Source organism: Pseudomonas sp. B1(2018), from assembly GCF_003097365.1.
Classification (GTDB): Bacteria; Pseudomonadota; Gammaproteobacteria; order Pseudomonadales; family Pseudomonadaceae; genus Aquipseudomonas; species Aquipseudomonas laurylsulfatiphila.
The window spans coordinates 62,384-86,055 of the sequence record NZ_PYUK01000025.1; the positions used below are offsets into that span (position 1 = coordinate 62,384).

The 23,672-nt window shown below is 57.9% G+C and carries 27 protein-coding genes and 1 tRNA gene; 6 read left to right on the forward strand and 22 right to left on the reverse strand.

Going from position 1 to position 23,672, the window contains the following annotated elements:
* Positions 1-34: 34 nt before the first annotated feature.
* From gcvT to C9422_RS28600, 3 genes are all read left to right on the forward strand, one after another.
* Entirely contained in the window at positions 35-1,159 is a 1,125-nt protein-coding gene (gcvT, locus tag C9422_RS28590) for a glycine cleavage system aminomethyltransferase GcvT (RefSeq protein WP_095965383.1), read from the forward strand.
* A 403-nt stretch (positions 1,160-1,562) separates the two neighbouring features.
* Positions 1,563-1,775 carry a cold-shock protein gene (locus C9422_RS28595; protein WP_007977299.1) on the forward strand — a complete coding sequence of 71 codons (213 nt, stop codon included), beginning with the start codon at positions 1,563-1,565 and terminating at the stop codon, positions 1,773-1,775.
* A gap of 95 nt (positions 1,776-1,870) precedes the next feature.
* Complete coding sequence (locus C9422_RS28600) at positions 1,871-2,359, forward strand: RDD family protein (RefSeq protein WP_116582958.1); 489 nt, start codon at positions 1,871-1,873, stop codon at positions 2,357-2,359.
* A gap of 97 nt (positions 2,360-2,456) precedes the next feature.
* On the opposite strand, the gene nadA is transcribed toward C9422_RS28600, so the two are convergent.
* The 18 genes from nadA to C9422_RS28690 form a co-directional block, all read right to left on the reverse strand.
* Positions 2,457-3,515 (reverse strand): quinolinate synthase NadA, encoded by a 1,059-nt coding sequence (nadA, locus tag C9422_RS28605; RefSeq protein ID WP_007995624.1) that lies wholly within the window; start codon positions 3,513-3,515, stop codon positions 2,457-2,459.
* A gap of 270 nt (positions 3,516-3,785) precedes the next feature.
* Positions 3,786-3,861, reverse strand: a tRNA-Lys gene (locus C9422_RS28610).
* Positions 3,862-3,924: 63 nt separating this feature from the next.
* The gene (gene queC / locus C9422_RS28615) at positions 3,925-4,617 is read right to left on the reverse strand and encodes a 7-cyano-7-deazaguanine synthase QueC (RefSeq protein ID WP_102698370.1); all 693 of its coding nucleotides are present in this window, start codon (positions 4,615-4,617) and stop codon (positions 3,925-3,927) included.
* 1 nt (position 4,618) lies between these two features.
* On the reverse strand, positions 4,619-5,266 hold the full coding sequence (queE, locus tag C9422_RS28620) for a 7-carboxy-7-deazaguanine synthase QueE (protein WP_007977310.1): 648 nt from the start codon (positions 5,264-5,266) through the stop codon (positions 4,619-4,621).
* A 166-nt stretch (positions 5,267-5,432) separates the two neighbouring features.
* A complete protein-coding gene (gene ybgF / locus C9422_RS28625) occupies positions 5,433-6,272 on the reverse strand; it encodes a tol-pal system protein YbgF (protein WP_116582959.1) in 840 nt (279 codons plus the stop codon).
* A gap of 6 nt (positions 6,273-6,278) precedes the next feature.
* A complete protein-coding gene (gene pal / locus C9422_RS28630; RefSeq protein ID WP_003178634.1) occupies positions 6,279-6,776 on the reverse strand; it encodes a peptidoglycan-associated lipoprotein Pal in 498 nt (165 codons plus the stop codon).
* Between the two features lie 52 nt (positions 6,777-6,828).
* Complete coding sequence (gene tolB / locus C9422_RS28635; RefSeq protein WP_165824822.1) at positions 6,829-8,109, reverse strand: Tol-Pal system beta propeller repeat protein TolB; 1,281 nt, start codon at positions 8,107-8,109, stop codon at positions 6,829-6,831.
* Between the two features lie 17 nt (positions 8,110-8,126).
* Positions 8,127-9,206 carry a cell envelope integrity protein TolA gene (gene tolA / locus C9422_RS28640; protein WP_007977318.1) on the reverse strand — a complete coding sequence of 360 codons (1,080 nt, stop codon included), beginning with the start codon at positions 9,204-9,206 and terminating at the stop codon, positions 8,127-8,129.
* Positions 9,206-9,658, reverse strand: a complete 453-nt coding sequence (gene tolR / locus C9422_RS28645; RefSeq protein ID WP_162130292.1) for a protein TolR — start codon at positions 9,656-9,658, stop codon at positions 9,206-9,208. The genes tolA and tolR overlap by 1 nt, the downstream gene beginning before the upstream one ends.
* Positions 9,659-9,681: 23 nt before the next feature.
* The gene (gene tolQ, locus C9422_RS28650) at positions 9,682-10,377 is read right to left on the reverse strand and encodes a protein TolQ (protein ID WP_007995636.1); all 696 of its coding nucleotides are present in this window, start codon (positions 10,375-10,377) and stop codon (positions 9,682-9,684) included.
* On the reverse strand, positions 10,367-10,834 hold the full coding sequence (gene ybgC / locus C9422_RS28655; protein WP_007990726.1) for a tol-pal system-associated acyl-CoA thioesterase: 468 nt from the start codon (positions 10,832-10,834) through the stop codon (positions 10,367-10,369). The genes tolQ and ybgC overlap by 11 nt, the downstream gene beginning before the upstream one ends.
* 127 nt (positions 10,835-10,961) lie before the next feature.
* Complete coding sequence (gene ruvB, locus C9422_RS28660) at positions 10,962-12,023, reverse strand: Holliday junction branch migration DNA helicase RuvB (protein ID WP_015096600.1); 1,062 nt, start codon at positions 12,021-12,023, stop codon at positions 10,962-10,964.
* Positions 12,024-12,632, reverse strand: a complete 609-nt coding sequence (gene ruvA / locus C9422_RS28665) for a Holliday junction branch migration protein RuvA (protein ID WP_116582961.1) — start codon at positions 12,630-12,632, stop codon at positions 12,024-12,026.
* A gap of 114 nt (positions 12,633-12,746) precedes the next feature.
* Entirely contained in the window at positions 12,747-13,271 is a 525-nt protein-coding gene (gene ruvC, locus C9422_RS28670) for a crossover junction endodeoxyribonuclease RuvC (protein WP_095965392.1), read from the reverse strand.
* A 143-nt stretch (positions 13,272-13,414) separates the two neighbouring features.
* Positions 13,415-14,161 carry a YebC/PmpR family DNA-binding transcriptional regulator gene (locus C9422_RS28675; RefSeq protein ID WP_007977329.1) on the reverse strand — a complete coding sequence of 249 codons (747 nt, stop codon included), beginning with the start codon at positions 14,159-14,161 and terminating at the stop codon, positions 13,415-13,417.
* 128 nt (positions 14,162-14,289) lie between these two features.
* Complete coding sequence (gene aspS / locus C9422_RS28680; protein ID WP_007977331.1) at positions 14,290-16,065, reverse strand: aspartate--tRNA ligase; 1,776 nt, start codon at positions 16,063-16,065, stop codon at positions 14,290-14,292.
* 121 nt (positions 16,066-16,186) lie between these two features.
* Positions 16,187-16,408, reverse strand: a complete 222-nt coding sequence (locus C9422_RS28685) for an FmdB family zinc ribbon protein (protein WP_007977333.1) — start codon at positions 16,406-16,408, stop codon at positions 16,187-16,189.
* Positions 16,409-16,545: 137 nt separating this feature from the next.
* A complete protein-coding gene (locus tag C9422_RS28690) occupies positions 16,546-16,881 on the reverse strand; it encodes a ribbon-helix-helix domain-containing protein (RefSeq protein ID WP_116582962.1) in 336 nt (111 codons plus the stop codon).
* Between the two features lie 533 nt (positions 16,882-17,414).
* Here C9422_RS28690 and C9422_RS32790 point away from each other — a divergent pair.
* On the forward strand, positions 17,415-18,017 hold the full coding sequence (locus C9422_RS32790; RefSeq protein ID WP_095965394.1) for a cold-shock protein: 603 nt from the start codon (positions 17,415-17,417) through the stop codon (positions 18,015-18,017).
* An 80-nt stretch (positions 18,018-18,097) separates the two neighbouring features.
* Here C9422_RS32790 and C9422_RS28700 read toward each other — a convergent pair whose 3' ends face one another.
* On the reverse strand, positions 18,098-18,304 hold the full coding sequence (locus C9422_RS28700; protein WP_007977339.1) for a SlyX family protein: 207 nt from the start codon (positions 18,302-18,304) through the stop codon (positions 18,098-18,100).
* Between the two features lie 3 nt (positions 18,305-18,307).
* Positions 18,308-18,733, reverse strand: a complete 426-nt coding sequence (locus tag C9422_RS28705) for an HIT domain-containing protein (protein ID WP_007977340.1) — start codon at positions 18,731-18,733, stop codon at positions 18,308-18,310.
* Positions 18,734-19,642: 909 nt separating this feature from the next.
* Here C9422_RS28705 and C9422_RS28710 point away from each other — a divergent pair.
* The gene (locus tag C9422_RS28710) at positions 19,643-20,971 is read left to right on the forward strand and encodes an OprD family porin (RefSeq protein ID WP_116582963.1); all 1,329 of its coding nucleotides are present in this window, start codon (positions 19,643-19,645) and stop codon (positions 20,969-20,971) included.
* A 141-nt stretch (positions 20,972-21,112) separates the two neighbouring features.
* On the opposite strand, the gene C9422_RS28715 is transcribed toward C9422_RS28710, so the two are convergent.
* A complete protein-coding gene (locus C9422_RS28715) occupies positions 21,113-21,955 on the reverse strand; it encodes a mechanosensitive ion channel family protein (protein WP_007977343.1) in 843 nt (280 codons plus the stop codon).
* Between the two features lie 138 nt (positions 21,956-22,093).
* On the reverse strand, positions 22,094-22,579 hold the full coding sequence (locus C9422_RS28720) for a YajQ family cyclic di-GMP-binding protein (RefSeq protein ID WP_007977344.1): 486 nt from the start codon (positions 22,577-22,579) through the stop codon (positions 22,094-22,096).
* 135 nt (positions 22,580-22,714) lie between these two features.
* Here C9422_RS28720 and C9422_RS28725 point away from each other — a divergent pair, with 135 nt between their 5' ends.
* The gene (locus C9422_RS28725; RefSeq protein WP_116582964.1) at positions 22,715-23,632 is read left to right on the forward strand and encodes a putative 2-dehydropantoate 2-reductase; all 918 of its coding nucleotides are present in this window, start codon (positions 22,715-22,717) and stop codon (positions 23,630-23,632) included.
* Positions 23,633-23,672: the final 40 nt, after the last annotated feature.

A 23,672-nucleotide genomic window follows, 5' to 3' on the forward strand; every position in this document is an offset into this window, starting at 1 on the left:
CGCGCTCATCTGCACCCTTCTTCAGGAGCTGAATATGTCCACCGAACAACTGTTGAAAACCCCGCTGCACGCGCTGCACATCGAACTCGGCGCGCGCATGGTGCCGTTCGCCGGCTATGACATGCCGGTGCAATACCCGCTGGGCGTGATGAAAGAACACCAGCACACCCGCGACCAGGCCGGGCTGTTCGATGTCTCGCACATGGGTCAGATCCGCCTGACCGGCGCCGATGCCGCCAAGGCCCTGGAAACCCTGGTGCCGGTGGACATCATCGACCTGCCGGTGGGCATGCAGCGTTACGCGATGTTCACCAATGCGACGGGCGGTATCCTCGATGACCTGATGGTCGCCAACCTGGGCAACGACGAACTGTTCCTGGTGGTCAACGCCGCTTGCAAGGATCAGGACCTGGCCCACCTGCGCAAGCACATCGGTGAGCAGTGCACGATCGAGCCGCTGTTCGAAGAGCGTGCCCTGCTTGCCCTGCAAGGCCCGGCTGCAGTGACCGTGCTGGCACGCCTGGCCCCGGAAGTTGCGAAGATGACCTTCATGCAGTTCGCCCGCGTGAAGCTGCTGGGCGTGGACTGTTTTGTCAGCCGCTCGGGTTACACCGGCGAAGACGGTTTCGAAATTTCCGTCCCCGCCGCCAACGCCGAAGCCCTGGCTCGCGCCCTGCTGGCCGAACCGGAAGTGGCCGCCATCGGCCTTGGCGCCCGCGACTCCCTGCGCCTTGAGGCGGGCTTGTGCCTGTACGGGCATGACATGAACACCGAGACCAGCCCGATCGAAGCGAGCCTGCTGTGGGCGATATCCAAGCCGCGTCGCGCCGATGGCGCACGGGCCGGCGGCTTCCCTGGCGCCGAAACCGTGTTCGCCCAGCAACAGGCAGGTGTCAGCCGCAAACGCGTCGGCCTGTTACCGCAGGAACGCACACCGGTGCGCGAGGGTGCCGAGATCGTCAACGAAGCCGGCGACATCATCGGTAGCGTCTGCAGCGGCGGTTTCGGGCCGACCCTGGGCGGCCCGCTGGCCATGGGTTATGTCGACAGCGCCTATATCGCACTGGACACACCCGTCTGGGCGATTGTGCGTGGGAAAAAGGTGCCATTGCTTGTAAGCAAAATGCCATTTGTTCCACAACGCTACTATCGCGGCTGATTGAATGTTCCTATAAGTAACGCGGTTGCGTTAACTGTGCACTAATGTGTAACGCAACCGCCATAAAATAGTGCATTGTTTGGCTCTAAGCTTCGATTATGAACTTTGCTTATAACGATCGAAAACATTTGAACAGCGCTAGCGTATAAGGCCCCACTAGTGGACTGACTTTGCCATCAACCTGAGGAAATACGGGGCCTTCACAGGGCTTGTTTTTTCTCCCGTAGTTGGCGTAGAGTTTGTTCACTGTGTTTGCATGGGTCGCTTGGAATCGTGACCTGGGCAGTAGCCTACAAGTTAGCTACATCCCGTTCGACGTCTTCTTACTCTCCTGCAACCAGCCCCAGTACTCTTTCATGAGAAGGAGACTGTCATTAATTTTTTGCGTCAAAGGAAATAAGAAATGTCCCAACGTCAGAGCGGTACCGTCAAGTGGTTTAACGACGAGAAAGGTTTTGGTTTTATCACTCCTGAAAGCGGTCCGGATCTGTTCGTGCATTTCCGCGCCATCCAGGGCAACGGCTTCAAGAGCCTGAAAGAAGGCCAGAAAGTGACTTTCATCGCCGTGCAAGGCCAGAAAGGCATGCAGGCTGACGAAGTACAAGCAGAAGCCTAATCTTCTGTAACGAAAAAGCCCCTGATGCTGACATCAGGGGCTTTTTTGTGCGCGTAAATCCGTAAAATGGCTTCTTTTTTCGCCGAGAGCCTGCCATGTCGAAACACCTGCTTACTCCCCAGGGCGACTTTCCTGCCGCTGGCCTGGGTCGTCGTCTGGCAGCCATGTTCTATGATTTCCTGCTGTGCACCGCCCTGCTGATCGTCACCAGCGGCCTCTACAAGATGATCCAGATGGCGATCATCGGCGAAGAAAGGATGCGCACCCTGACCGAAGCCGGCGCGCTGGACGGCGATCCCCTGCTCTCCACCGTCCTGCTGTTCGTACTGTTCGGCTTCTTCGCCAAATTCTGGACCTGGTCGGGTCAGACCCTGGGCATGCAGGTCTGGTGCATTCGCGTGCAGAACGCCGACGGCTCATCCATCAGCCTGTGGCAGGCGCTGTTGCGCTTTGTGGTGTCGATCGCTTCCTTGCTGTGTGTTGGCCTTGGGTTCTTCTGGTCGCTGTTCGACAAACAGCAACGCAGCTGGCATGACATCTATTCCAATACCGAACTGGTGCGGATTCCGAAGAAGACCAAGTAACACCCACAAAAAAGATCGCAGCCTTCGGCAGCTCCTACAGGGTTTTGTTTACACCTGCAGGAGCTGCCGAAGGCTGCGATCTTTTGCTTTCCGGCTTTTAAGCGTTCCCAGCCAGTTTCATCCGCGCCGCCTGGGTGAAGTCCAGCATCCGCTTGAGCGGTCGAATCGCCTGCGGGATCAGCGCCGGATCGACAAAGATCTCGTTCGCACCTTCTTTCAACGCCTTGAGCGTGCGCTCAAGGGTGTTCATGGCCATCCACGGGCAATGTGCACAACTGCGGCACGCCGCGCCGTTACCCGCCGTCGGGGCTTCGATAAAGACCTTGTCCGGGCACAGCTGCTGCATCTTGTAGAAGATGCCGCGGTCGGTGGCAACGATCAGCGTCTTGTTCGGCAGGCTCTGTGCCGCCGCGATCAACTGACTGGTGGAGCCCACGGCGTCGGCCAGTTCAATCACCGAAGTCGGCGACTCCGGGTGCACCAGGATCGCAGCATCCGGGTACAGCGCCTTCATGTCTTCAAGCTGCTTGGACTTGAATTCTTCGTGAACGATGCAGGCACCGTCCCACAGCAGCATGTCGGCACCGGTCTGACGCTGGATGTAGGTCCCCAGGTGCTTGTCCGGCCCCCAGATGATGGTCTCGCCGTTGTCCATCAGGCTTTCGACGATTTCCAGCGCACAGCTTGAAGTCACCACCCAATCCGCGCGGGCTTTTACCGCAGCGGAAGTGTTGGCGTACACCACGACCGTGCGCTCCGGGTGTTGGTCGCAGAACGCGGAAAACTCGTCCACCGGGCACCCCAGGTCGAGCGAACAGGTCGCTTCGAGGGTCGGCATCAACACGCGTTTTTCCGGATTGAGGATCTTGGCAGTCTCCCCCATGAACTTCACGCCGGCGACGACCACGGTCTTGGCCGGATGGGCATTGCCGAAGCGGGCCATCTCCAGCGAGTCGGAGACACAGCCGCCCGTCTCTTCGGCCAGCGCCTGAATGACAGGGTCGCAATAGAAGTGGGCCACCAGCACCGCGTCCTGAGCCTTGAGCTCGGCAGCGATGGCGGCACGGTAGTAAGCCTCTTCATCGGCGGTCAGCGGTTTGGGCTGTTTGGCGTCGAGGTGGGCTTGAACCAGAAGGCGTTCGGATATTTGCGTCATGTTCGCAAGACCTGCAGGCGCATTCGCGCGAAAGTCGAGTATACACCCGGCTCCGGACCCTTCAGGGTACCGCCGGGAAAGTGAGTATTCATCAGGCACGGACAGCGTTGAAGCTGCGCAAGGCTACAGAATATCCGACAGATGCAAAAGATGATTCTGATCTGCGTCTTGCGCAGTAGCCCGGAGCGAGGCGGACTTGAATCGCAGGCAAAAAAAAATCCGGAAATCCTCACTTGCGTGGGCCTTCCAGACTTTTAAAACTGCTAAAAATGGTGGGTCGTGTGGGATTCGAACCTACGACCAATTGGTTAAAAGCCAACTGCTCTACCAACTGAGCTAACGACCCGCTGTGTGGTGGCGCGTATAATACTGATTTTTAAGGACTATTCAACACCTATTTTGAAAAAAATCAAAAATAAGGTGTTGGATCGCTGATTCCGGCCGCCGCAAAGCCTTCTGCGCGCAGTCGGCAGCTGTCGCATTTGCCGCACGCACGGCCATCATCGTCGGCCTGATAGCAGGAAACGGTCAGCCCGTAGTTCACGCCAAGCTTCACGCCCGCCTGGACAATCTGCGCCTTGCTGAGGTTTTGCAGCGGTGCCTGAATGCGGAAGCCATTGCCTTCCACGCCGGCTTTGGTTGCCAGGTTGGCCATGCGCTCGAAGGACTCGATGAACTCGGGACGGCAGTCCGGGTAACCGGAGTAATCCACTGCATTGACGCCGATGAAGATATCCCGCGCACCGAGCACTTCAGCCCAGCCCAGGGCCAGGGACAGGAACACCGTGTTACGCGCAGGCACGTAGGTGACAGGAATGCCCTCACCCAGCTCTTCCGGAATATCGATGCTGCTGTCGGTCAGCGCCGAGCCGCCCATGCCGTTCAGGTTCAGGCCGATCACCTTGTGCTCGACCACACCCAGATCCCGCGCCACGCGCTCGGCGGCGTGCAATTCGGCGTGAGAGCGCTGACCGTAGTCGAAGCTCATGGTGTAGCAGCTGTAGCCTTCGGCCCGCGCCATGGCCACCACGGTCGCCGAGTCCAGGCCACCGGACAGCAGGATGACCGCACGTTTTTCAGCAGTGTTGAGTTGTTCAGTCATTTCAGCGCCCCGGCTCGTCATTCCATAGATATTTATGCAGCTGCAATTGCAAACGCACTGGCAGGTTATCCGCCACCACCCAGTCCGCCAGGTCCCGGGCATTGAGATCATGGTGGCTTGGCGAGAACAGGACTTCGCCGGCGCGCTGGTCCAGACCGTACTGGATCAGTTTGGAAACGGACCAGTCATAGTCCTCCCGCGAACAGATGACAAATTTCACCTGATCGTTGGGCGTGAGCAGCTCGATGTTTTCGTAGCGATTGCGGTGCGCTTCCTTCGAACCCGGGGTTTTCAGGTCGACAACGCGACTGACCCGGGAATCTACCGGCGAGATATCGATAGAGCCACTGGTTTCCAGTGACACTTCGTAACCGGCGTCGCACAAGCGCTTGAGCAAGGGAATGGCGTTGGGTTGCGCCAGGGGCTCGCCCCCCGTGACACAGACATAACGCGGGCGGAAACCGGCGACCTGCTCGAGGATATCGTCGAGGGTGCGAATGGTTCCGCCGGTGAACGCGTAGGCGCTGTCGCAGTATTGGCAACGCAACGGACAACCGGTCAGGCGCACAAAAACCGTGGGCAGGCCGGCAGTCCGAGTTTCACCCTGCAACGAGTAGAAAACTTCGGTGATTCTCAATGTGTCTTGCATAGTCGCCACGGGCGTAACAGCTAAACAGGCTGTCCGCCTCCGTCAGGCACTTCAAGGAACCCCGGCAATGCGCAGATCCCAAAAAGCGTGTTTCAGAAAAAGGGGGTGAATTCTAACGAAAAAACCCGCGACAAGCGCGGGTTTCTTTGAAACGGCTCAAGCCGCCTTACATTTTCTGCAGATCACGCTGCGCCAGCTGAGCAGCGGAAGTGCCCGGATACTGGGACACGACCTGCTGCAGAATGCCCTTGACCCGGTCGGTATGACCGAGACGGCGCTCTACATCAGCGAGCTTGTACAGCGAATCAGGCACCTTGGCGTGCTTGGGATACAGCTGCGAAACCTTGGCAAATGCCTGACCTGCACCTTGCAAATCGCCTTTGGCCAGGTTCACTTCGCCCAGCCAGTACTGGGCATTGCCCGCGTACTGACTGTTCGGGTATTTGCGCAGGAATGCGGCGAAAGCCTGGCTGGCCTTGTCGAAATCCTTGGCCTTGATCAGGTCGAAGGCAGCATCGTAATAGAGCTTTTCCTTCGCCGGATCTGCCGGCTCGCTACCCGCGGCAGGTGCTTGAGCGGCGGCTGCGCCAGCTGCTGCACCTGCGGCTGCACCGGGGGTGTTCGATTCACCACCGGTTGAAGAATTTTCAGGAGTCGCGGCTGGTGCAACGCCGGTTCCTATGCGCCGATCAAGATCCTGGTATCGCTCCAGGTTTTCCTGCTTCATGCGCGCTACATCATTTTGCAGTTCTTCGATCACACCCTGTTGGCGCGAGATCTGTTCCTGCATTTGTTGCAGTTGGTTGAACAGCTGACCCTGTGCCGAGACAGGGGTCGAAACCCCTCCCCCGGCATAGGCGCCGTTCGTACCGTAACCTGCAGGCGGATAACTGCTCCCGCTATTGTTATAGCCGGAGTCATTATCGACCACAGGAACCGCAGCCCACGCCGCAAGCGGCGCGAGGCTGAGAGCCAGAACAGTTACAGCACGACGGCACGTTCGCATGACGAATTACTTACGCAGTTCGACGCGACGGTTTTGAGCCCAGGACTGCTCGTCGTTGCCGGTAGCAACTGGACGCTCTTCGCCGTAGGAAACCAGTTCCAGCTGAGCTGGGGAAACACCTTGCAGTACCAGGTAACGCTGAACGGCTTTCGCACGACGCTCGCCCAGTGCCATGTTGTACTCACGAGTACCACGTTCGTCGGTGTTGCCTTCCAGAACAACGCGAGCGCCGTTTGCTTTCAGGTCTTTGGCGTGAACGTCCAGAGCGCGCATGGCTTCTGGCTTCAGGTCCGAGCTGTCGTATTCGAAGTAGAAAGTGGTGATAGCGCGCAGTGCAGCTTCTTCGCTCAGGGAGCCGTCAACTGCACCAGTGTTTGCGCCGTAACCAGCGTTTGGATCTACCGCGCCTTCACCGGCATTGTCGCCGCCTTTGGACGAGCAACCTACAGCTACAGCCATGGCCAGTGCCAGCGCAGCAAATTTACCAAACTTCAGCATTTCCATCGTGAAACTCCTAATGAACCCCAGTGTGTTAAGTAAAACGTATAGCGCCGCGTCAGTTCAGGTAAGGGGACCAGGAAGGTTCTCTGACTTCGCCTTGTGCGGTAGGAAGCGGGAGCCTTACGCGTCCATTGATGGACACGAGCATCAAGACTCCCCGGCCCTGCTGGCGGGTGGCGTAGATTACCATGGTGCCGTTGGGCGCGACAGTAGGCGACTCGTCCAGAGTGCTATCAGTGAGGATTTTTACACTACCGCGCTGCAAATCCTGGGCCGCTACCTTGAAATTGGTGAAACCATCCTGACGGTGAATCATGACAAGCGTCTTTTCATCAGCCGACAATTTAGGGTTGGCGTTGTAGTTGCCGACGAAAGTCACGCGTTCGGCACCGCCGCCACCGGCGCTGGTCTTGTAGATCTGCGGTTTGCCGCCACGGTCTGAAGTGAAGTAGATGGTCGAGCCATCCTTGCCCCAGAACGGTTCGGTGTTGATGCCAGGACCATTGGTGACGCGGCTGATCTGACGCGAGCCGAGGTTCATCACATAGATGTCCGGGTTGCCGTCCTTGGACAGCACGAACGCCAGGCGATTGCCATCCGGCGACCAGGCAGGTGCACCGTTCAGGCCTTCGAAGTTGGTGATCTGCTCACGGCGACCGGTGTCGATGTTCTGCATGAAGATACGCGGACGCTTCTGCTCGAAGGAGACATAAGCGATGCGCTTGCCATCCGGTGCGAAACGCGGCGACAGGATCGGCTCACGCGATTGCAACAGGGTCACGGCGCGGGCACCGTCGTAGTCCGAACGCTGCAGGGTGTAGCGAGTGTTGTTCTCGGAGAAACGCTCGGCCGTTACGTACAGCAGGCGAGTCGAGAAGGCACCCTTGATACCCGTGAGTTTTTCGAACGACTGGTCAGAGATGTAATGCGCCATGTCGCGCAACTGATCGACACCGCCCGACACGCTGCCGGTCAGCACTTGCTGCTCGGTGGCTACGTTGAACAGTGCATATTGCACCTGCAGGCGACCGCCCGCCGGAACAATGCTGCCGACCATGACGTACTGGGCACCCAGTGCCTTGAAGTCACGGAAGATGATTTCGCTGGCCTGGCTCGGCTGGCTGATCATGTTCTGCTTTGGAATCGGCGAGTAGTAACCCGAGTTGCGCAGGTCGTTACCGATGATTTCCGCCATGTCGTCCGGCAGCACGCTACCGCCCTGGAAGCCGAACGGTACAACGGCGATCGGGGTCGCCCGATCGCTGCCGCTGGTAACCAGAATGTTTTTCTCATCTGCCATCGCCATCCCTGCCATGCAGCAGATAACGACCAGCATTCCTCGAAGAAGGTTTCTCACAAGGCTAGATCCTCAGGTGTGAATGTCATCTTGAATGAACGATACGGAGCGAAATCACTCGGCTTCATTCCCTGCATTTCTGTCAAACGTCCAATATTCTTCACTGCTGCAACAGCCGAGGCGTCAAATGGACCGTCGCCACTGGACTTGGACACGCTGACCGAAGTCACCGTACCGTCCGGCAACATGCCGATTTGCAACACGACCGTCATGCCTTTGCGTGCCGAAGGTGGACGAGCCCAGCCTTCCGCTGCACGCGCACGAATCAGGTCATCGAAACTGCCGGCGACTTCGTCACCCTGCTCATCGGCCAAGGCCTGCTGACGCTGCGGCGTGTCGGAAAGCAAATCTGCCAGGGCCTGAGCCTTTTTGTCTTCGGCGGATTTACGCGCCGCGTCCTGCGATTTCTTCTTCGCAGCATCGGCAGCAGCTTTCTTCTTCGCTTCCTCGGCGACTTTCTTCTTCGCCTCTTCAGCCTCGGCTTTCTTCTTGGCGTCTTCCGCGGCTTTCTTCTTCGCGTCTTCGACGATCTTTTTCTTCGCTTCTTCAGCGGCCGCTTTCTTGGCCTCTTCTTCAGCAGCCTTCTTGGCTTCTTCTTCAGCTTTCTTCTTGGCTATATCAGCCAATTGTTTCTCTTCTGCCTTCTTGGCTTCCGCGGCTTTCTTCGCGTCGTCGGCTTTCTTGGCTTCATCAGCCTTTTTCGCCTCGTCCGCTTTCTTCGCCTCGTCGGCCTTCTTGGCTTCCTCGGCCTTTTGAGCCGCCTCTTCTTTCTTTTGTTCCGCAGCCTTCACCGCTTCCTGCTCGACCTTTTTCTGCTCCATCTGCTCGACTTCGGTCTGACGCGCAGCAGATTTCTGCGCCTCACCGGCAATCTTCTGATTGGTCTGGGTGGTCGCCCGACTTTTCGATTTCAGCTGGTACAAGGTCGCCTGGACAATCGGCTTGGCCGGCGGCAGCTCCGGGGTAAAGGCAAAACTGACGAACAACATGCCGAACACCAGCACGTGCAAGCCAATCGCCCAGACACTAGGCCAGAAGTAGCTTTCCGAGGCGGACGGCTCTCGCTGTTGCTGCATCAGGGCGCCTCGGTAATCAAGCCAACATTACCGACCCCGGCTTTCTGCAACCCGCCCATGGCCCCCATGACGGAGCCGTAATCGACGGATTTGTCGCCGCGAATGAAGACCTGGGTGTGCTTGCCGTTTTCATTGCCGACGCGAATGATCTTGGTCACGGCGTCAGTCATCTGCGGCAACGTCATGGCCCGGTCCTGCTGCTTGTCCGTGTCGACTTCGCTGCCAAGGTTCCAGTAGTAGGTCTTGTCGGATTTGATGGAAATGGTCAGGACCTGGGTGTTGTTGTCCTGCGGCAAGGCTTCGCTGGAAACCTTGGGCAGATCAACTTTCACGCCCTGATTGAGCATCGGCGCGGTCACCATGAAGATGACCAGCAGCACCAACATCACGTCGATGTAGGGCACCACGTTCATCTCGGCGACCGGCTTGCGCTTTTTGCGAGCTCGAGCGATTAAAGCCATTGGAAATTACCTGCTTATTCTTCGCTGGTGTGCACTTTGCGGTGCAGGATCGCCTGGAACTCGTCGGCGAAGGTGTAGTAGCGGCCCAGCAGGGTTTCGCTGCGCGCAGCAAAACGGTTGTAAGCGATAACGGCTGGAATGGCCGCGAACAGACCGATGGCCGTGGCGATCAGTGCTTCGGCGATACCCGGGGCCACAGTGGCCAGGGTCGCTTGCTGGGCGGTGGCCAGGCCACGGAAGGAGTTCATGATCCCCCAGACGGTACCGAACAGACCGATGTAGGGGCTGACGGAACCGACGGTGGCGAGAAAGGGCAGGCTCTGCTCGAGCTTTTCTTCTTCGCGGGAAATCGCAACACGCATGGCACGGGCCACGCCTTCCATGACCGCTTCCGGGTCAACGCCTGGCTGCTGGCGCAGGCGGGAGAATTCCTTGAAACCGGCACGGAAGATTTGCTCGACACCCGAATCGGGGTCCGGGTTGCTGCCCGCCTGGCGGTACAGTTTGGACAGGTCGATACCCGACCAGAAGCGCTCTTCAAAGCTCTCCAGGGCACGTCGACCGGCGCGCAGCAAGTTGCTGCGCTGAAAGATCATGATCCACGAGGTCACCGATGCGGCTACCAGGGTCAGCATTACCAGTTGCACCACGATACTGGCATTGCTGACCAGGCTCCACATGGAGGAATGGTCGACGACGTTAGCTTCCACGCTTTATCTCCTGCTTTGAGTGTGTACCCGCGCCGCTCACGTCGGCAAAGGCCGCTCGTAGAGCTTCGGGAATGGCCCGGGGTTTCAAACTTTCAGTGCGCACACAGGCCACCAGAAACTGCCCTTCGCAGAGCAGCACATTATCCGTTGCCCGCCTGACCTGCTGCTTGAAGCGCAGGCTGGCACGGTTCAATTCGATTACTTCAGCGCTTACCAGCAGTTCGTCGTCCAGTCGCGCCGGCGCGTGGTAGCGCGCTTCGCTGGAATGCACGACGAACAACAGGTCCTCCCCTGCCAGTTGCGATTGGGCAAAGCCCAGGTCTCGCAGCCGCTCGGTTCGAGCCCGTTCCATAAACTTGAGGTAATTGACGTAATACACGATGCCGCCCGCATCGGTGTCCTCGTAATAAACGCGACAACGATGTGCGAAAGGCTCAAGCCCGTTTTGCGCGCGCATACTCTAGTGCTTACTCCTCAGGTTGCCAATCCGGCCAGGCAACTGTTTTTCATTGATCTGCGGCTTTCTTGCGAAAGTACGGTGCTGGGACCCTACATTGCCCGAAAAAATCAGCACGCAACGTTAATTAATCGTCACTGGCACCGAGGAACTCGTCTGCCACGGGCATTTCGCCCAATCGTGACGGAATGTTTAAACCGAAATGCAGATAGGCATGCCGCGTCACCACTCGCCCCCTTGGCGTGCGCATGATGTAACCCTGCTGGATCAGGTAAGGCTCAAGCACGTCTTCAATGGTGTGACGCTCTTCGCTGATGGCGGCGGCCAGACTGTCGACCCCGACCGGCCCGCCATCGAACTTCTCGATCATGGTCAGCAACAGACGCCGGTCCTGGTGATCGAAGCCGCGTTCGTCGACGTCCAGCAGGTTCAGCGCCAGGTCGGCAATCGGCTTGGTGATATGCCCCTTGGCGCGAACCTCGGCGAAATCACGCACCCGGCGCAACAGTCGGTTGGCAATCCGGGGCGTGCCACGGGCACGGCGGGCAATTTCGAAGGCGCCTTCCGGGTCCAGCGGCAAACCAAGGATGCTCGCCGAACGACTCACGATCGTCGACAAGTCGGCGTTATTGTAAAACTCAAGACGCTGAACGATGCCGAAACGGTCGCGCAACGGGTTGGTCAGCATGCCAGCCCGGGTCGTTGCGCCGACCAGGGTGAACGGCGGCAGATCGAGCTTGATCGAACGCGCAGCCGGGCCTTCGCCAATCATGATGTCGAGCTGGAAGTCCTCCATGGCCGGGTACAGCACTTCTTCAACGATGGGCGACAGGCGATGGATTTCGTCGATGAACAGCACATCGTGAGGCTCAAGGTTGGTCAACAGCGCAGCGAGATCACCCGGACGCTCCAGCACCGGGCCTGAAGTGCTCTTGATCGACACCCCCATTTCCTGGGCGATGATGTTGGCGAGGGTGGTTTTGCCCAGGCCCGGCGGCCCGAAGATCAGCGTGTGGTCCAGGGACTCGTTACGACCGCGAGCCGCCTGAATGAACAACTCCATCTGCTCGCGAACGGTCGGCTGGCCAATGTATTCCGCCAGGCTGACCGGGCGAATGGCACGGTCCTGGACTTCTTCGCGCTCACGCGGACTGTGCGTGGCAGCGATCAGACGATCAGCTTCAATCACTTAGATCATTCCCTTCAAGGCGCGACGGATCATGTCTTCACTGCTCAAACCTTTCTCCTTGATCGCAGACACCGCCTTGCTCGCTTCCTGCGGCTTGTAGCCCAGGGAAATCAGGGCGCTGACCGCGTCAGTCTCGGCAGTGTTCACCGGGGCCGGTCCATCCGGCTGGTTCGGCACCAGGGCGAACATGGCCGGTACGGTTTCCCAGGCCTTGAAGCGATCCTTGAGCTCCACCAGCAAACGCTCGGCGGTTTTCTTGCCCACACCTGGCACCTTGGTCAGCGCCGAAGTGTCCTGGGACTGTACGCAACGAACCAGTTCGTCGACTTCCAGGCTCGACATCAAGGCCAGCGCCAGTTTCGGCCCGACACCATTGAGGCGGATCAACTCGCGGAAAAAGTCGCGCTCACGCTTGCCGACAAAACCATAGAGTAACTGTGCGTCTTCGCGCACGACCAGATGAGTGTGCAACGTCAGCGGCTCACCGACCGACGGCAAGCGATAGAGGGTCGTCATCGGCACTTCGAGTTCATAACCCAGACCGTTTACATCCAGAATCAAGTGTGGAGGCTGCTTCTCAGCCAGGGTGCCGCGCAAACGTCCAATCACGTTACAAATCCTTGAGCGTTGGCCAGCTCTGGGCCAGCGACTGATGGAGCAAGGGAGTAGCGCCGACAACCCAGGCGAAACGCCCTCCCCCCATGAAAATGATTGTTGATGCTATCAGAGACGCAGGCGCCCGCCACGACTGCGTGCCGCCCCGAGACCATGGGGCAGCAGACTGGAGCGGGTATGAGCATGACAGATGGCAATGGCCAGGGCGTCCGAAGCATCGATCTGCGGCTTGCTGGTCAGCTTGAGCATGTGCATGACCATCATCTGCACCTGCTCCTTGTTGGCCGAGCCGGTACCGACCACTGCCTGCTTGACCTGGGTTGCGCTGTATTCGGCAATTTCCAGGCTTTCCTCGGCACCTGCCACGATCGCTGCACCACGGGCCTGCCCCAGTTTCAGGGCGGAATCGGCGTTACGGGCCATGAACACCTTTTCGATCCCCATGGTCACCGGATGGTAAGTCTGAATGATCTCCCGCACCCCGCGATAGACAATCTGCAATCGCTCAGCCAGCTCGCCGGCACCGGTGCGGATACAACCGGAGGCGACGTACTCGCAGCCACGGCCGGTATCACGCACCACACCGTAACCGGTGATGCGCGAACCGGGGTCGATACCAAGAATTAAAGTCATAACGCCTGCAAAAGGAATTCGCGGTTGCCTGAGGATAACCGTGTAGGAGCTGCCGCAGGCTGCGATCTTTTGATTTTAGAAGCAAAGATCAAAAGATCGCAGCCTGCGGCAGCTCCTACAGGGCGGCGATCTTTATCGGTACATCAACCGAGCTGCGCGGCCACCGATTCCGGGATTTCCGCGTTGGAGTAGACGTTTTGCACGTCATCCAGGTCTTCGAGCATGTCGATCAGCTTGAGGACCTTCTCGGCGCCTTCCAGATCGAGTTCGGCGCTGGTGGTCGGCAGCATGACGATTTCCGCGTCGTCACCCTTGAAACCCGCCGCTTCCAGTGCGTTACGCACGGAATAGAATCCGGCAAACGAGGTGAACACGTCGATCGAACCGTCTTCGTTGGTCACCACGTCATCGGCGTCGGCTTCCATGGCCGCTTCCATCAGCGCGTCTTCGTCAACGCCGGCAGCGAAGGAGATCTGCCCCTTGCGTTCGAACAGATAGGCCACCGAACCGTCAGTCCCGAGGTTGCCGCCGCACTTGCTGAACGCGTGACGAACAGCGGCGGCAGTGCGATTACGGTTGTCGGTCATGCATTCGACCATCACCGCCACGCCGCCCGGACCGTAACCTTCGTAGGTCAGCTCGACCACGTCGTCGGTATCGGCAGCGCCGGTACCGCGGGCGATGGCACGATCGATGATGTCACGGCTCATGTTGGCACCCAGGGCCTTGTCCAGGGCCAGGCGCAGACGCGGATTGGAGCCTGGATCACCACCACCCTGACGGGCAGCGACGGTCAGCTCACGAATCCACTTGGTGAAGATCTTGCCCCTCTTGGCATCCTGACGTTCTTTGCGGTGCTTGATGTTCGCCCACTTGGAATGACCTGCCATAACTCGCTCCGAATTCTCTTTGAAACATTGCCCGCTGCGCTGTATTGCGCCGGCCGGCAAACAAAAATCTTGAACAGCTTTGCCTATAAAGAAAGGGCGCATCCGCAGATGCGCCCTTCGGGTCAGCCTTACTCGGCCTTAGGCGTTTCACGCAGACGAATGTGCAACTCGCGCAATGCCTTGGCATCCACCTGGCCCGGCGCCTGGGTCATGACATCGGCCGCGCTCTGGGTTTTCGGGAAGGCGATCACTTCACGGATCGACTGGGCGCCGGTCATCAGCATCACCAGACGGTCCAGACCGAAGGCCAGGCCACCGTGCGGCGGTGCGCCATATTTCAGGGCGTCGAGCAGGAAGCCGAATTTCTCTTCCTGTTCCACTTCGTTGATGCCCAGCAGACGGAAGACCGCTTGTTGCATCTCTTTGCGGTGGATACGGATCGAACCGCCACCCAGCTCGGTGCCGTTCAACACCATGTCATAGGCACGGGACAGAGCGCCCGCCGGGTTGGCTTCCAACTCCGCCGGGGAACACTTCGGCGCGGTGAACGGGTGGTGCAAGGCGCTGAAGCTGCCGTCGTCGTTCTCTTCGAACATCGGGAAGTCAACGACCCACATCGGAGCCCATTCGCAGGTCAGCAGGCTCAGGTCGTGACCGAGCTTGATGCGCAGTGCGCCCAACGCTTCGCTGACGATCTTGGCCTTGTCGGCACCGAAGAACACGATGTCGCCGTCGACTGCACCAACACGATCCAGGATCACGTTGAGGTTGGCTTCAGGGATGTTCTTCACGATCGGCGATTGCAGACCGTCAACGCCATTCGCGCGCTCGTTGACCTTGATGTACGCCAGGCCCTTGGCACCGTAGATGCCGACAAACTTGGTGTAGTCGTCGATCTGCTTGCGCGGCATGCTCGCGCCGCCAGGCACGCGCAGGGCGGCGATGCGGCATTTCGGGTCGTTGGCCGGGCCGCTGAACACCTTGAAGTCGACTTCCTTGAGCTGGTCGGCCACGTCAACCAGTTCCAGCGGGTTACGCAGGTCTGGCTTGTCGGAACCGTAGCGGCGCATGGCTTCTTCGAAGGTCATGTGCGGGAACTCACCGAATTCCAGGCCCAGCACTTCCTTGAACAGGTTGCGGATCATTTGCTCGGTCAGGCCCATGATCTCTTTTTCATCGAGGAAACTGGTCTCGATGTCGATCTGGGTGAATTCCGGCTGGCGGTCGGCCCGCAGGTCTTCGTCGCGGAAGCACTTGGCAATCTGGTAGTAACGGTCGAAGCCGGCCACCATCAGCAGTTGCTTGAACAGCTGCGGCGATTGCGGCAAGGCGAAGAACGAACCGGCATGAGTACGGCTCGGCACCAGGTAGTCGCGCGCGCCTTCCGGGGTAGCACGGGTCAGGATCGGCGTTTCTACGTCGAGGAACCCGTTCTCGTCCAGGAAGCGACGGATGCTGGTGGTCATGCGCGAACGCAGACGCAGCTTCTCGGCCATTTCCGGGCGACGCAGGTCGAGGAAACGATAGCGCAGGCGGGTTTCTTCACCGACGTCGGAGAACTCGTTCAGCGGGAACGGCGGGGTTTCCGATTCGTTCAGCACTTCCAGCTCGTAGCCGAGGACTTCGATCATGCCCGACGCCATGTTGGCGTTGGTCGCACCGGCCGGACGCAGGCGAACCTTGCCGGTGATCTTCACGACGTACTCGCTGCGCACGCGATCGGCCGCGGCGAAGGTTTCAGCGCGGTCCGGATCGAACACGACCTGGGCCAGACCATCACGATCACGGATATCGAGGAAAATCACCCCACCGTGGTCACGGCGACGGTGAACCCATCCGCAAAGGGTAATTTCCTGGCCGTCCAGGCTTTCGTTCAGTTGGCCGCAATAATGGCTGCGCATCATGGTCGTGGTTTCACTTCTCGTAATTCGAAATTCGGTTGGAGATCCTACAGCAGCCCCGCCTTTAAAAAGTCACCGGGTGATGCAAGAGCTCGCGTGTGTCGTTCAATTCAGGTTCAGGACCTTAGTCAGCTTTGTCGCCGCCGGCCAGGTTCTTCTTGGAACCGGTCTTGAAATCGGTTTCGTACCAACCCGTGCCGCTAAGGCGAAAGCCCGGCATGGACAGCATTTTCTTAAGCTCTGGCGCCTGACAGGCAGGGCAGTCGACCAGCGGTGCATCGCTGATCTTTTGAATGGCTTCCAACTGATGACCACAGGAAGCACATTGATAATCGTACATCGGCATGGAGGTTGTCTCGGCGATCAGATTGCTACCGCACACGCTGGGGTTTCGCGGCAAAGAGCGGGATTATATCCATTAAATGCGGCCTGTGCAGCCGTAAGACTGCACAGACCGACACTCTGCCGCTTTCACCGCCCAGACTAGGCAGTGACGATGCACCCCCCTTCCTTGAGGCTGTGTACGACACAGACGACCCTCACCAATCCACTGAAATTCCTCACTCCGCCATGACGCAAGTGAACTTCGCGATCCACATGGGATAACAGGCTACTGACCGAACAACCGTTGGCCCGGGCCATTGCTCCCAAAATATCCCAATAAACCTGCTCAAGCCGCAAACAGGTTGCGAAGCCATTCAATCGCACGGAACGGGAGAAGGGCTGGGCCAACCCCATATCGAATTCGCGAACAAACGGATCGACCCTTACATCCCTGCGCGAACCGTATCGCCCCTCTTCTTGCCTTTGATAAACCATAACGCTGACACTCCTTTGCCATCCTGGTTTCTTAAAGCGCAACTGTGTGTCGACTTATAAAAACGCAGGAGCAAAGGTATTTTCCAGCCGACTTTATGACCCTCGACGTAGGATAAGCCAACAACTTTTGGCAGACCCCGGAGATCGTCCTACTCCAGACGTTTTCCCACGCAGCGAAACGAAGCCCCCGTCAGAAACACCCCATGGAATGACGTAGGAAAGAAGAGCGCCAAGCCGCCGCGCCACTTTTTTTCATACACCCGCATACGCGGATCAGCAGATCACCCGCCTTATCGCAGCCCCGTAACTTCGGGCAACCTGCGGCAAATCACCGCCAAAGAGCCGTCGGACGCCCTGATTTGAGTAGCCTGCGGCTTTGCTGTTAAATAGACGACGTGTCGCCAGTGCCTATTTTTCCGGGCACGGCGCATAGGCTGATACCGGGCACGTGTCCAACGCCTCTTTATTATCTTGAAGCGAACCGTGCGCCATCAGCTCTTCCTTGTGAGCTGTCTTAACGTGAGTTAATCAAAATGTTGAAAATCGTCCATCTGTTGATAGGCGCAGCAGCCTTGCTGCTGTCCTTCATCCCTAGCCTGCACCCTGAAGCCTTGCCTTACCTGCAACAACCTGATGCGCTGTACCTGGCCTTTTTCGGCCTGCTCAATCTCACGCTTGCACCTGTCATCCCTTACTGGAACAAAGGTCCGCGCCACCAACTGCAAAACCTGGTCAGTGTCCTGCTGGCTCTGGCGGTAGTACTGCAGACTCTGACGCTGATCGCGCCGATGCCTGTCATCGCCGGTCAACCTGCCGTTCTGTTCAGCCTGGTCGCAGCCCTGATCGCTGTTGCCCTGCACCTGGGCATCAGCTTCTACAAATCGTCACCGGTCGCCGCCTCGCCAAGCTACGACATGAGCAACCGCGATACCGGCACCGTCAAGTGGTTCAACACGTCCAAAGGCTTCGGCTTCATCTCCCGCGATTCCGGCGACGATATCTTCGTCCACTTCCGGGCCATTCGCGGTGAAGGCCACCGCGTCCTGGTAGAAGGCCAGCGCGTGGAGTTCTCCGTCATGAATCGTGACAAGGGCCTGCAAGCCGAAGATGTGATCGCCGCGCTGCCGCGTCGCTGATTCAAGGCTGAAAAAAAACCGCGCACAGCCTGGCTGTCCGCGGTTTTTTTCATGCCTGCACGTTGCTTACTGCACATCGATTAGTAGTGCGGTGGCGGCGCTTCCTCTTCGAACGATTCGAACTGGCCGACCATTTCCTCCTGCCGCTTGAGCAACGCAGCCATTTGCAGTTGAAGACGCTCGACCACCCGCTGCTGCGCAACCAGCACATCATTCAATGCCTGAATGGTGTCATCCTGAAAGGCCAGGCGGCTTTCAAGATCGGTAACGCGTTCTTCCAGGCTCATGATTCAGCCCTCCAGAAACGTAAAGTCATCGGTCAATATCAGGCGCAAACGCTCGCGAATGGCGGCAATCTGCTCCGAACTGTAGGGCTTTGCCGGATGCCTACCCCAAACGGGTGCTGGCCAGGCGGCATCTTCGTGTTTGCGCACAATCACGTGCATGTGCAACTGGCTGACGACATTGCCCAGCGCCGCAACATTCAACTTGTCCGCATCGAACGAGTCCTTGAGCACTTGCGAAAGCGTCGTCGTCTCCTGCCAAAGCTGTCGCTGGTCTGCGACATCCAACTGAAATATCTCGCTGATAGCCTCACGACGAGGCACCAGGATGAACCAGGGATAGTTCGAGTCGTTGGACAACAGCAACCGGCAGAGCGGAAAGTCCCCGATCGGTAACGTGTCTTGTTGAAGTCGTGGATCTAAAGCAAACACTGCGCGTACTCCCGCCGGGTCATCATTTTCAGCTTAGCGTCCATCCAGAGGAGCGGCGCACCAAGCGACCGGACGGCAGCATACCTGTGAACGGCGCACGCTTCACGGCGAACCTTGCACAAACACCAAGAGTGCCAGCGAAAAGCTGACAGCCCGCCCCCGAATGAGACAATTTTCAACGCCGCGCACCACTACAGAACCGGCCAACCGAAAAAAGCGCCGAAATGACTGATTAACAACGAAGAGTTCGCGCCAAACACCCGATCAACAGGAGTGAATTCAGCACAGGATTAAAATTTTTTTGCACCAAAACCGCACAGTGGGTCTACGCTGAACGCTTCGACATCCGCCATTTACTCACTGGCGGGGTGAACCGGTAACATTTTTGGTTGTCAGGCAGTCGGCCAAAAGGGTGCAACATGATGCGAAGCAAAGCGTCAAGCCCAAACCAAAGGCGCTTGAACCCCCCGGTTTCATGAGGTTTTTACAGCGCCAGAGCGTCAATTTGAAAAAACCGCAAGAAAATATGGCTTTGTGCACGTTTGTTGCATACATACCCAACATCACCTGAGTGACACCCGCTGGAAGTGGGGGGCATTCAGGCAAAAAAGACAGTGGCAAGGTAGCCCGATGGAGATTCAAACGTTTCACCAGGACTCTTTTTACCGACACCAAGGCTCAGAAAACAGCATTAAAGTTGTCAGCCCGGTTGCGTCGGAGCTCGAAATTTGCGACATCTACCTCGCTGTTTGCGACATGGTCGTAAAGAAGGCGAAAGGTTAGATACGCAAGTATCGCCAACATTGTCGGCGTGATATAAGTTTGCGCCGACACAAAAAGAAAGAGCCGCCCAGATAATAAAACAGGTGGGACGGCAGTACTCTTCTAAAACCAAAGGAGCAAATCACGATGCGCGTGATGAAGTGGAGCATGATCGCACTGGCAGTTGCAGCAGCAGCCAGTACCCAATTGGCTACGGCCGCCCCTTTCGTAAGTGACCAGGCTGAAGCCAAAGGTATTGTTGAAGACAGCTCTCTGAACTTGCTGGTTCGCAACTACTACTTCAACCGTGACCGCAAAGATGGCGCTACCGACCAGAAAGACTGGACCCAAGGCATCTGGGGCAATTTCAGCTCCGGTTACACCCAAGGCCTGATCGGTGTTGGCGTTGACGCTTTCGGTTACCTGGCAATCAAACTGGACGGCGGTGATGGCACCGGCGGCACCGGTAACATGAGCCGCGACGCCGATGGCGAAGTTAACAACAGCCAGGGCAAAGCCGGCGGCGCTGTTAAGTTCCGCGTATCGAAAACCGAGCTGAAAGTCGGCGACATGCAGCCAAGCACTGCTCCAGTGTTCGCTGTTGGCGGTTCCCGTATCCTTCCTCAAACTGCCAGCGGTATCCAACTGCAAAGCAGCGAAGTCAAAGACCTTGACCTCGAAGCCGGTCACTTCTACTCGGCGACCAGCCAGGACCGCAACGCTCGTGACGGCGGCCTGTTTGCAACCTACGCTGGCGTAGAAGCCAACTCCATCGACTACTTCGGTGGCAAATACGGCATCACCGACAACCTGTCGGCATCGCTGTACGGCGCCAAGCTGGAAGACATCTGGAACCAGTACTACGCCAACCTGAACTACACCATCCCGCTGGGCGGCGACGAGTCGCTGAACCTGGACGGTAACATCTACAACACCAAAGACACTGGTGATGCCAAAGCCGGCGAGATCAGCAACACTGCTTACTCCCTGGCAGCCGCTTTCTCGTTCATGAAAGCACACACCATCACCCTCGCCTTCCAGAAGGTTAACGGTGACACTCCGTTCGACTACATCGGTGTGGGCAAGAACAACCGCGGCGGCGACTCGATCTTCCTCGCCAACTCCATCCAGTACTCTGACTTCAACGCCCCAGGCGAGAAGTCTGCCCAGGTTCGTTATGACCTGAAAATGGCTGAGTACGGCGTTCCAGGTCTGAGCTTCATGACCCGTTACGTTAAAGGCTGGGACATCGACGGCACCAAAACTCCAGTTGGCAGCCCTTACGCTGGCCTGTATGGCGAAGACGGCAAGCACAACGAGACCAACTTCGAAGCCAAGTACGTTGTTCAGACTGGCCCGGCAAAAGACCTCTCCTTCCGTATTCGTCAAGCATGGCACTTCGCTAACGCTGACGAAGGTGAAGGCGACGTGAAAGAGTTCCGTTTCATCGTCGACTACCCGCTGTCGGTTTTGTAATCGCATCCAGTTAGTTTGCGGTAACAAAACAAAAGGCCCATCTTCGGATGGGCCTTTTTTGTTGTCCGTGCAAATTGTTCAATTATTGAACAATCGCCATACATGCCTGACCGAAAAGTCAGGCATGTATGGCAAGGTCTATCACTGCACTGCGGACTCCTGAACCACACGAATAACCCGCTGTGGAAATGGAATATCGATGCCGGCCTCCCTCAGGCGATCACGGGACAGTTCATTGAACATGAACATCACATCCCAATAATCCGCTGTCTTCACCCAGACACGCAGGGAAACAGTGATAGAACTGTCACCCAATGTCGAAATGACTGCCTGAGGTTCCGGGTCAGTCAATACACGCGGATCCTTGGCCAACTCCAGCAACACTTGCCGGGCTTTCTGCAAGTCCGCTTCATAATCGACGCCCACATCAAACACCACTTTGCGGGTCGGCTGGCGATTGGTGTTGGTGATAATGCCGTTCGACAGATTTCCGTTGGGCACGATGATGGTCTTGTTGTCACCGGTGCGCAGTACGGTATGGAAAATCTGGATGCTGTCGACGGTACCGGCAACCCCCTGAGCCTCGATCCAGTCGCCGATACGAAACGGACGGAACAGCAAAATCAACACGCCACCGGCGAAGTTCGCCAGGCTGCCCTGCAAAGCCAGGCCAATGGCCAGGCCCGCCGCACCAATCGCTGCCACAAACGAAGTGGTTTCCACACCGATCATCGAGGCCACGCTGACGACCAGCAGGATCTTGAGGATGATGTTCGCCAGGCTGCTGATAAAGCCCTGCAGCGCCAGGTCGGCATTGCGCAACGCAATCAGCCCGCCGAGCTTTTTCGTCACTTTGTTGATCAGCCACCAGCCGATGGCCAGGGTGATGACCGCCAGCAGTACGCGACTGCCGTATTCCATGATCATCGGGATCCAGGTTTGGGATACCTTGACCAGGTTGTCTACCTCAGCGCTTAAATCCATCTACTTTCTCCTGTTTTCCGGCTATGCGGCATGCGTAAAAAAAAGCGGCAGAAAGATCGAACCGCGACGGATTCAATCGTTTCTGCCGTTGCTTGGGCCTCCGACGTCACAAACGCCAGGAGGTTCCCGCTTTCAAGGTCAGTCGCGGAAGTTGTTGAACTGCAGCGGCATACCGAACTCCTTGGCCCGCAGCACAGCAATGGCTTCCTGCAGGTCATCACGCTTCTTGCCGGTAATACGAACCTGCTCGCCCTGAATGGCGGCCTGGACCTTGAGCTTGGCATCTTTGACGTGAGCAACGATTTTCTTCGCCAGCTCCTTGTCGATGCCTTCCTTGAGGACAGCCTCCTGCTTCATCAGCTTGCCCGACGCGAAGGCATCCTTGACTTCGAGGCACTGCACGTCGATTTTGCGCTTGACCAGAGCCAGCTTGAGGATCTCAATCATCGCTTCGAGCTGAAAATCCGCTTCTGCGGTCAGGTTGACGGTCAGGTCTTTTTCCTTGAACTCGAAGCTGCCTTTGCCTTTCAGGTCATAACGACGATCGAGTTCCTTGACGGCGTTCTCGACCGCGTTGGTGACTTCGTGTTTGTCCAGTTCGGATACCACGTCGAACGACGGCATGTAATCTCTCCAAATTTAAAGGCGCACCGATGGAGCGCGCCTGGCTTGCGGTTAAAATCCGCGCTGATTATAACGGGTCTTTCCCATCATTCACTGTGAGCTGCCGATGCACGCCTTAAACAGAGCAAAAAGCTGATGTCCACCACCTGGCATGTACTCGGCGCCGGCAGCCTCGGCACTTTATGGGCGACACGCCTGGCCCGGGCTGGCGTGCCGGTCAGGCTGATCCTGCGGGACACCGCGAGACTGCAGGCCTATGAGGCTGCAGGCGGATTGACACTGGTGGAACACGGCCAGGCGCAACACTACGCCGTGCCCGCCGAACCAGCGGACAGCCGCCAGCCGATCAACCGCCTGTTGGTAGCGTGCAAAGCCTACGATACCGAAAGCGCGGTGGCCCGACTGGCGTCACGCCTGGCCCCCGGCGCCGAGCTGATCCTGCTGCAAAATGGCCTGGGCAGTCAGGACGCGGTGGCCGCACAGGTTCCCCAGGCACGCTGCATCTATGCCTCGAGCACCGAAGGCGCCTTCCGCGATGGCGATTGGCGCGTGGTGTTTGCTGGCCATGGCTTCACCTGGCTGGGGGATGCGAGCCATCCGGTCGCGCCGATCTGGCTCGATGACTTGAGCGCTGCCGGCATCCCTCACGAGTGGAGCACCGATATTCTGACCAGGCTGTGGCGTAAGCTGGCCCTCAACTGTGCAATCAACCCGCTGACGGTGCTACACGATTGCCGCAACGGCGGATTGCAGCAACATCAGTGCGAAGTGGCCACCCTGTGCGGTGAACTGGTGGAGTTACTTGAGCGTTGCGGTCAGCCGGCGGCGGCTGAAAACCTGCAGCAGGAAGTCGAACGGGTAATTCACGCCACCGCGGCCAACTACTCCTCGATGCATCAGGACGTCACGAGCCAGCGCCGCACGGAAATCAGCTACCTGCTGGGCTACGCCTGCAAAGTGGCCGGGCGACATCAACTGAACCTGCCTCACCTCAAGCAGCTTGAATCAAGGTTGATCGCTCGCCTGCAAAGCCTTGGATTGCCCAGCGACTGAGCAGCGGCTACGCTGGCCACTTGTTCCTTGTTTGCGATGA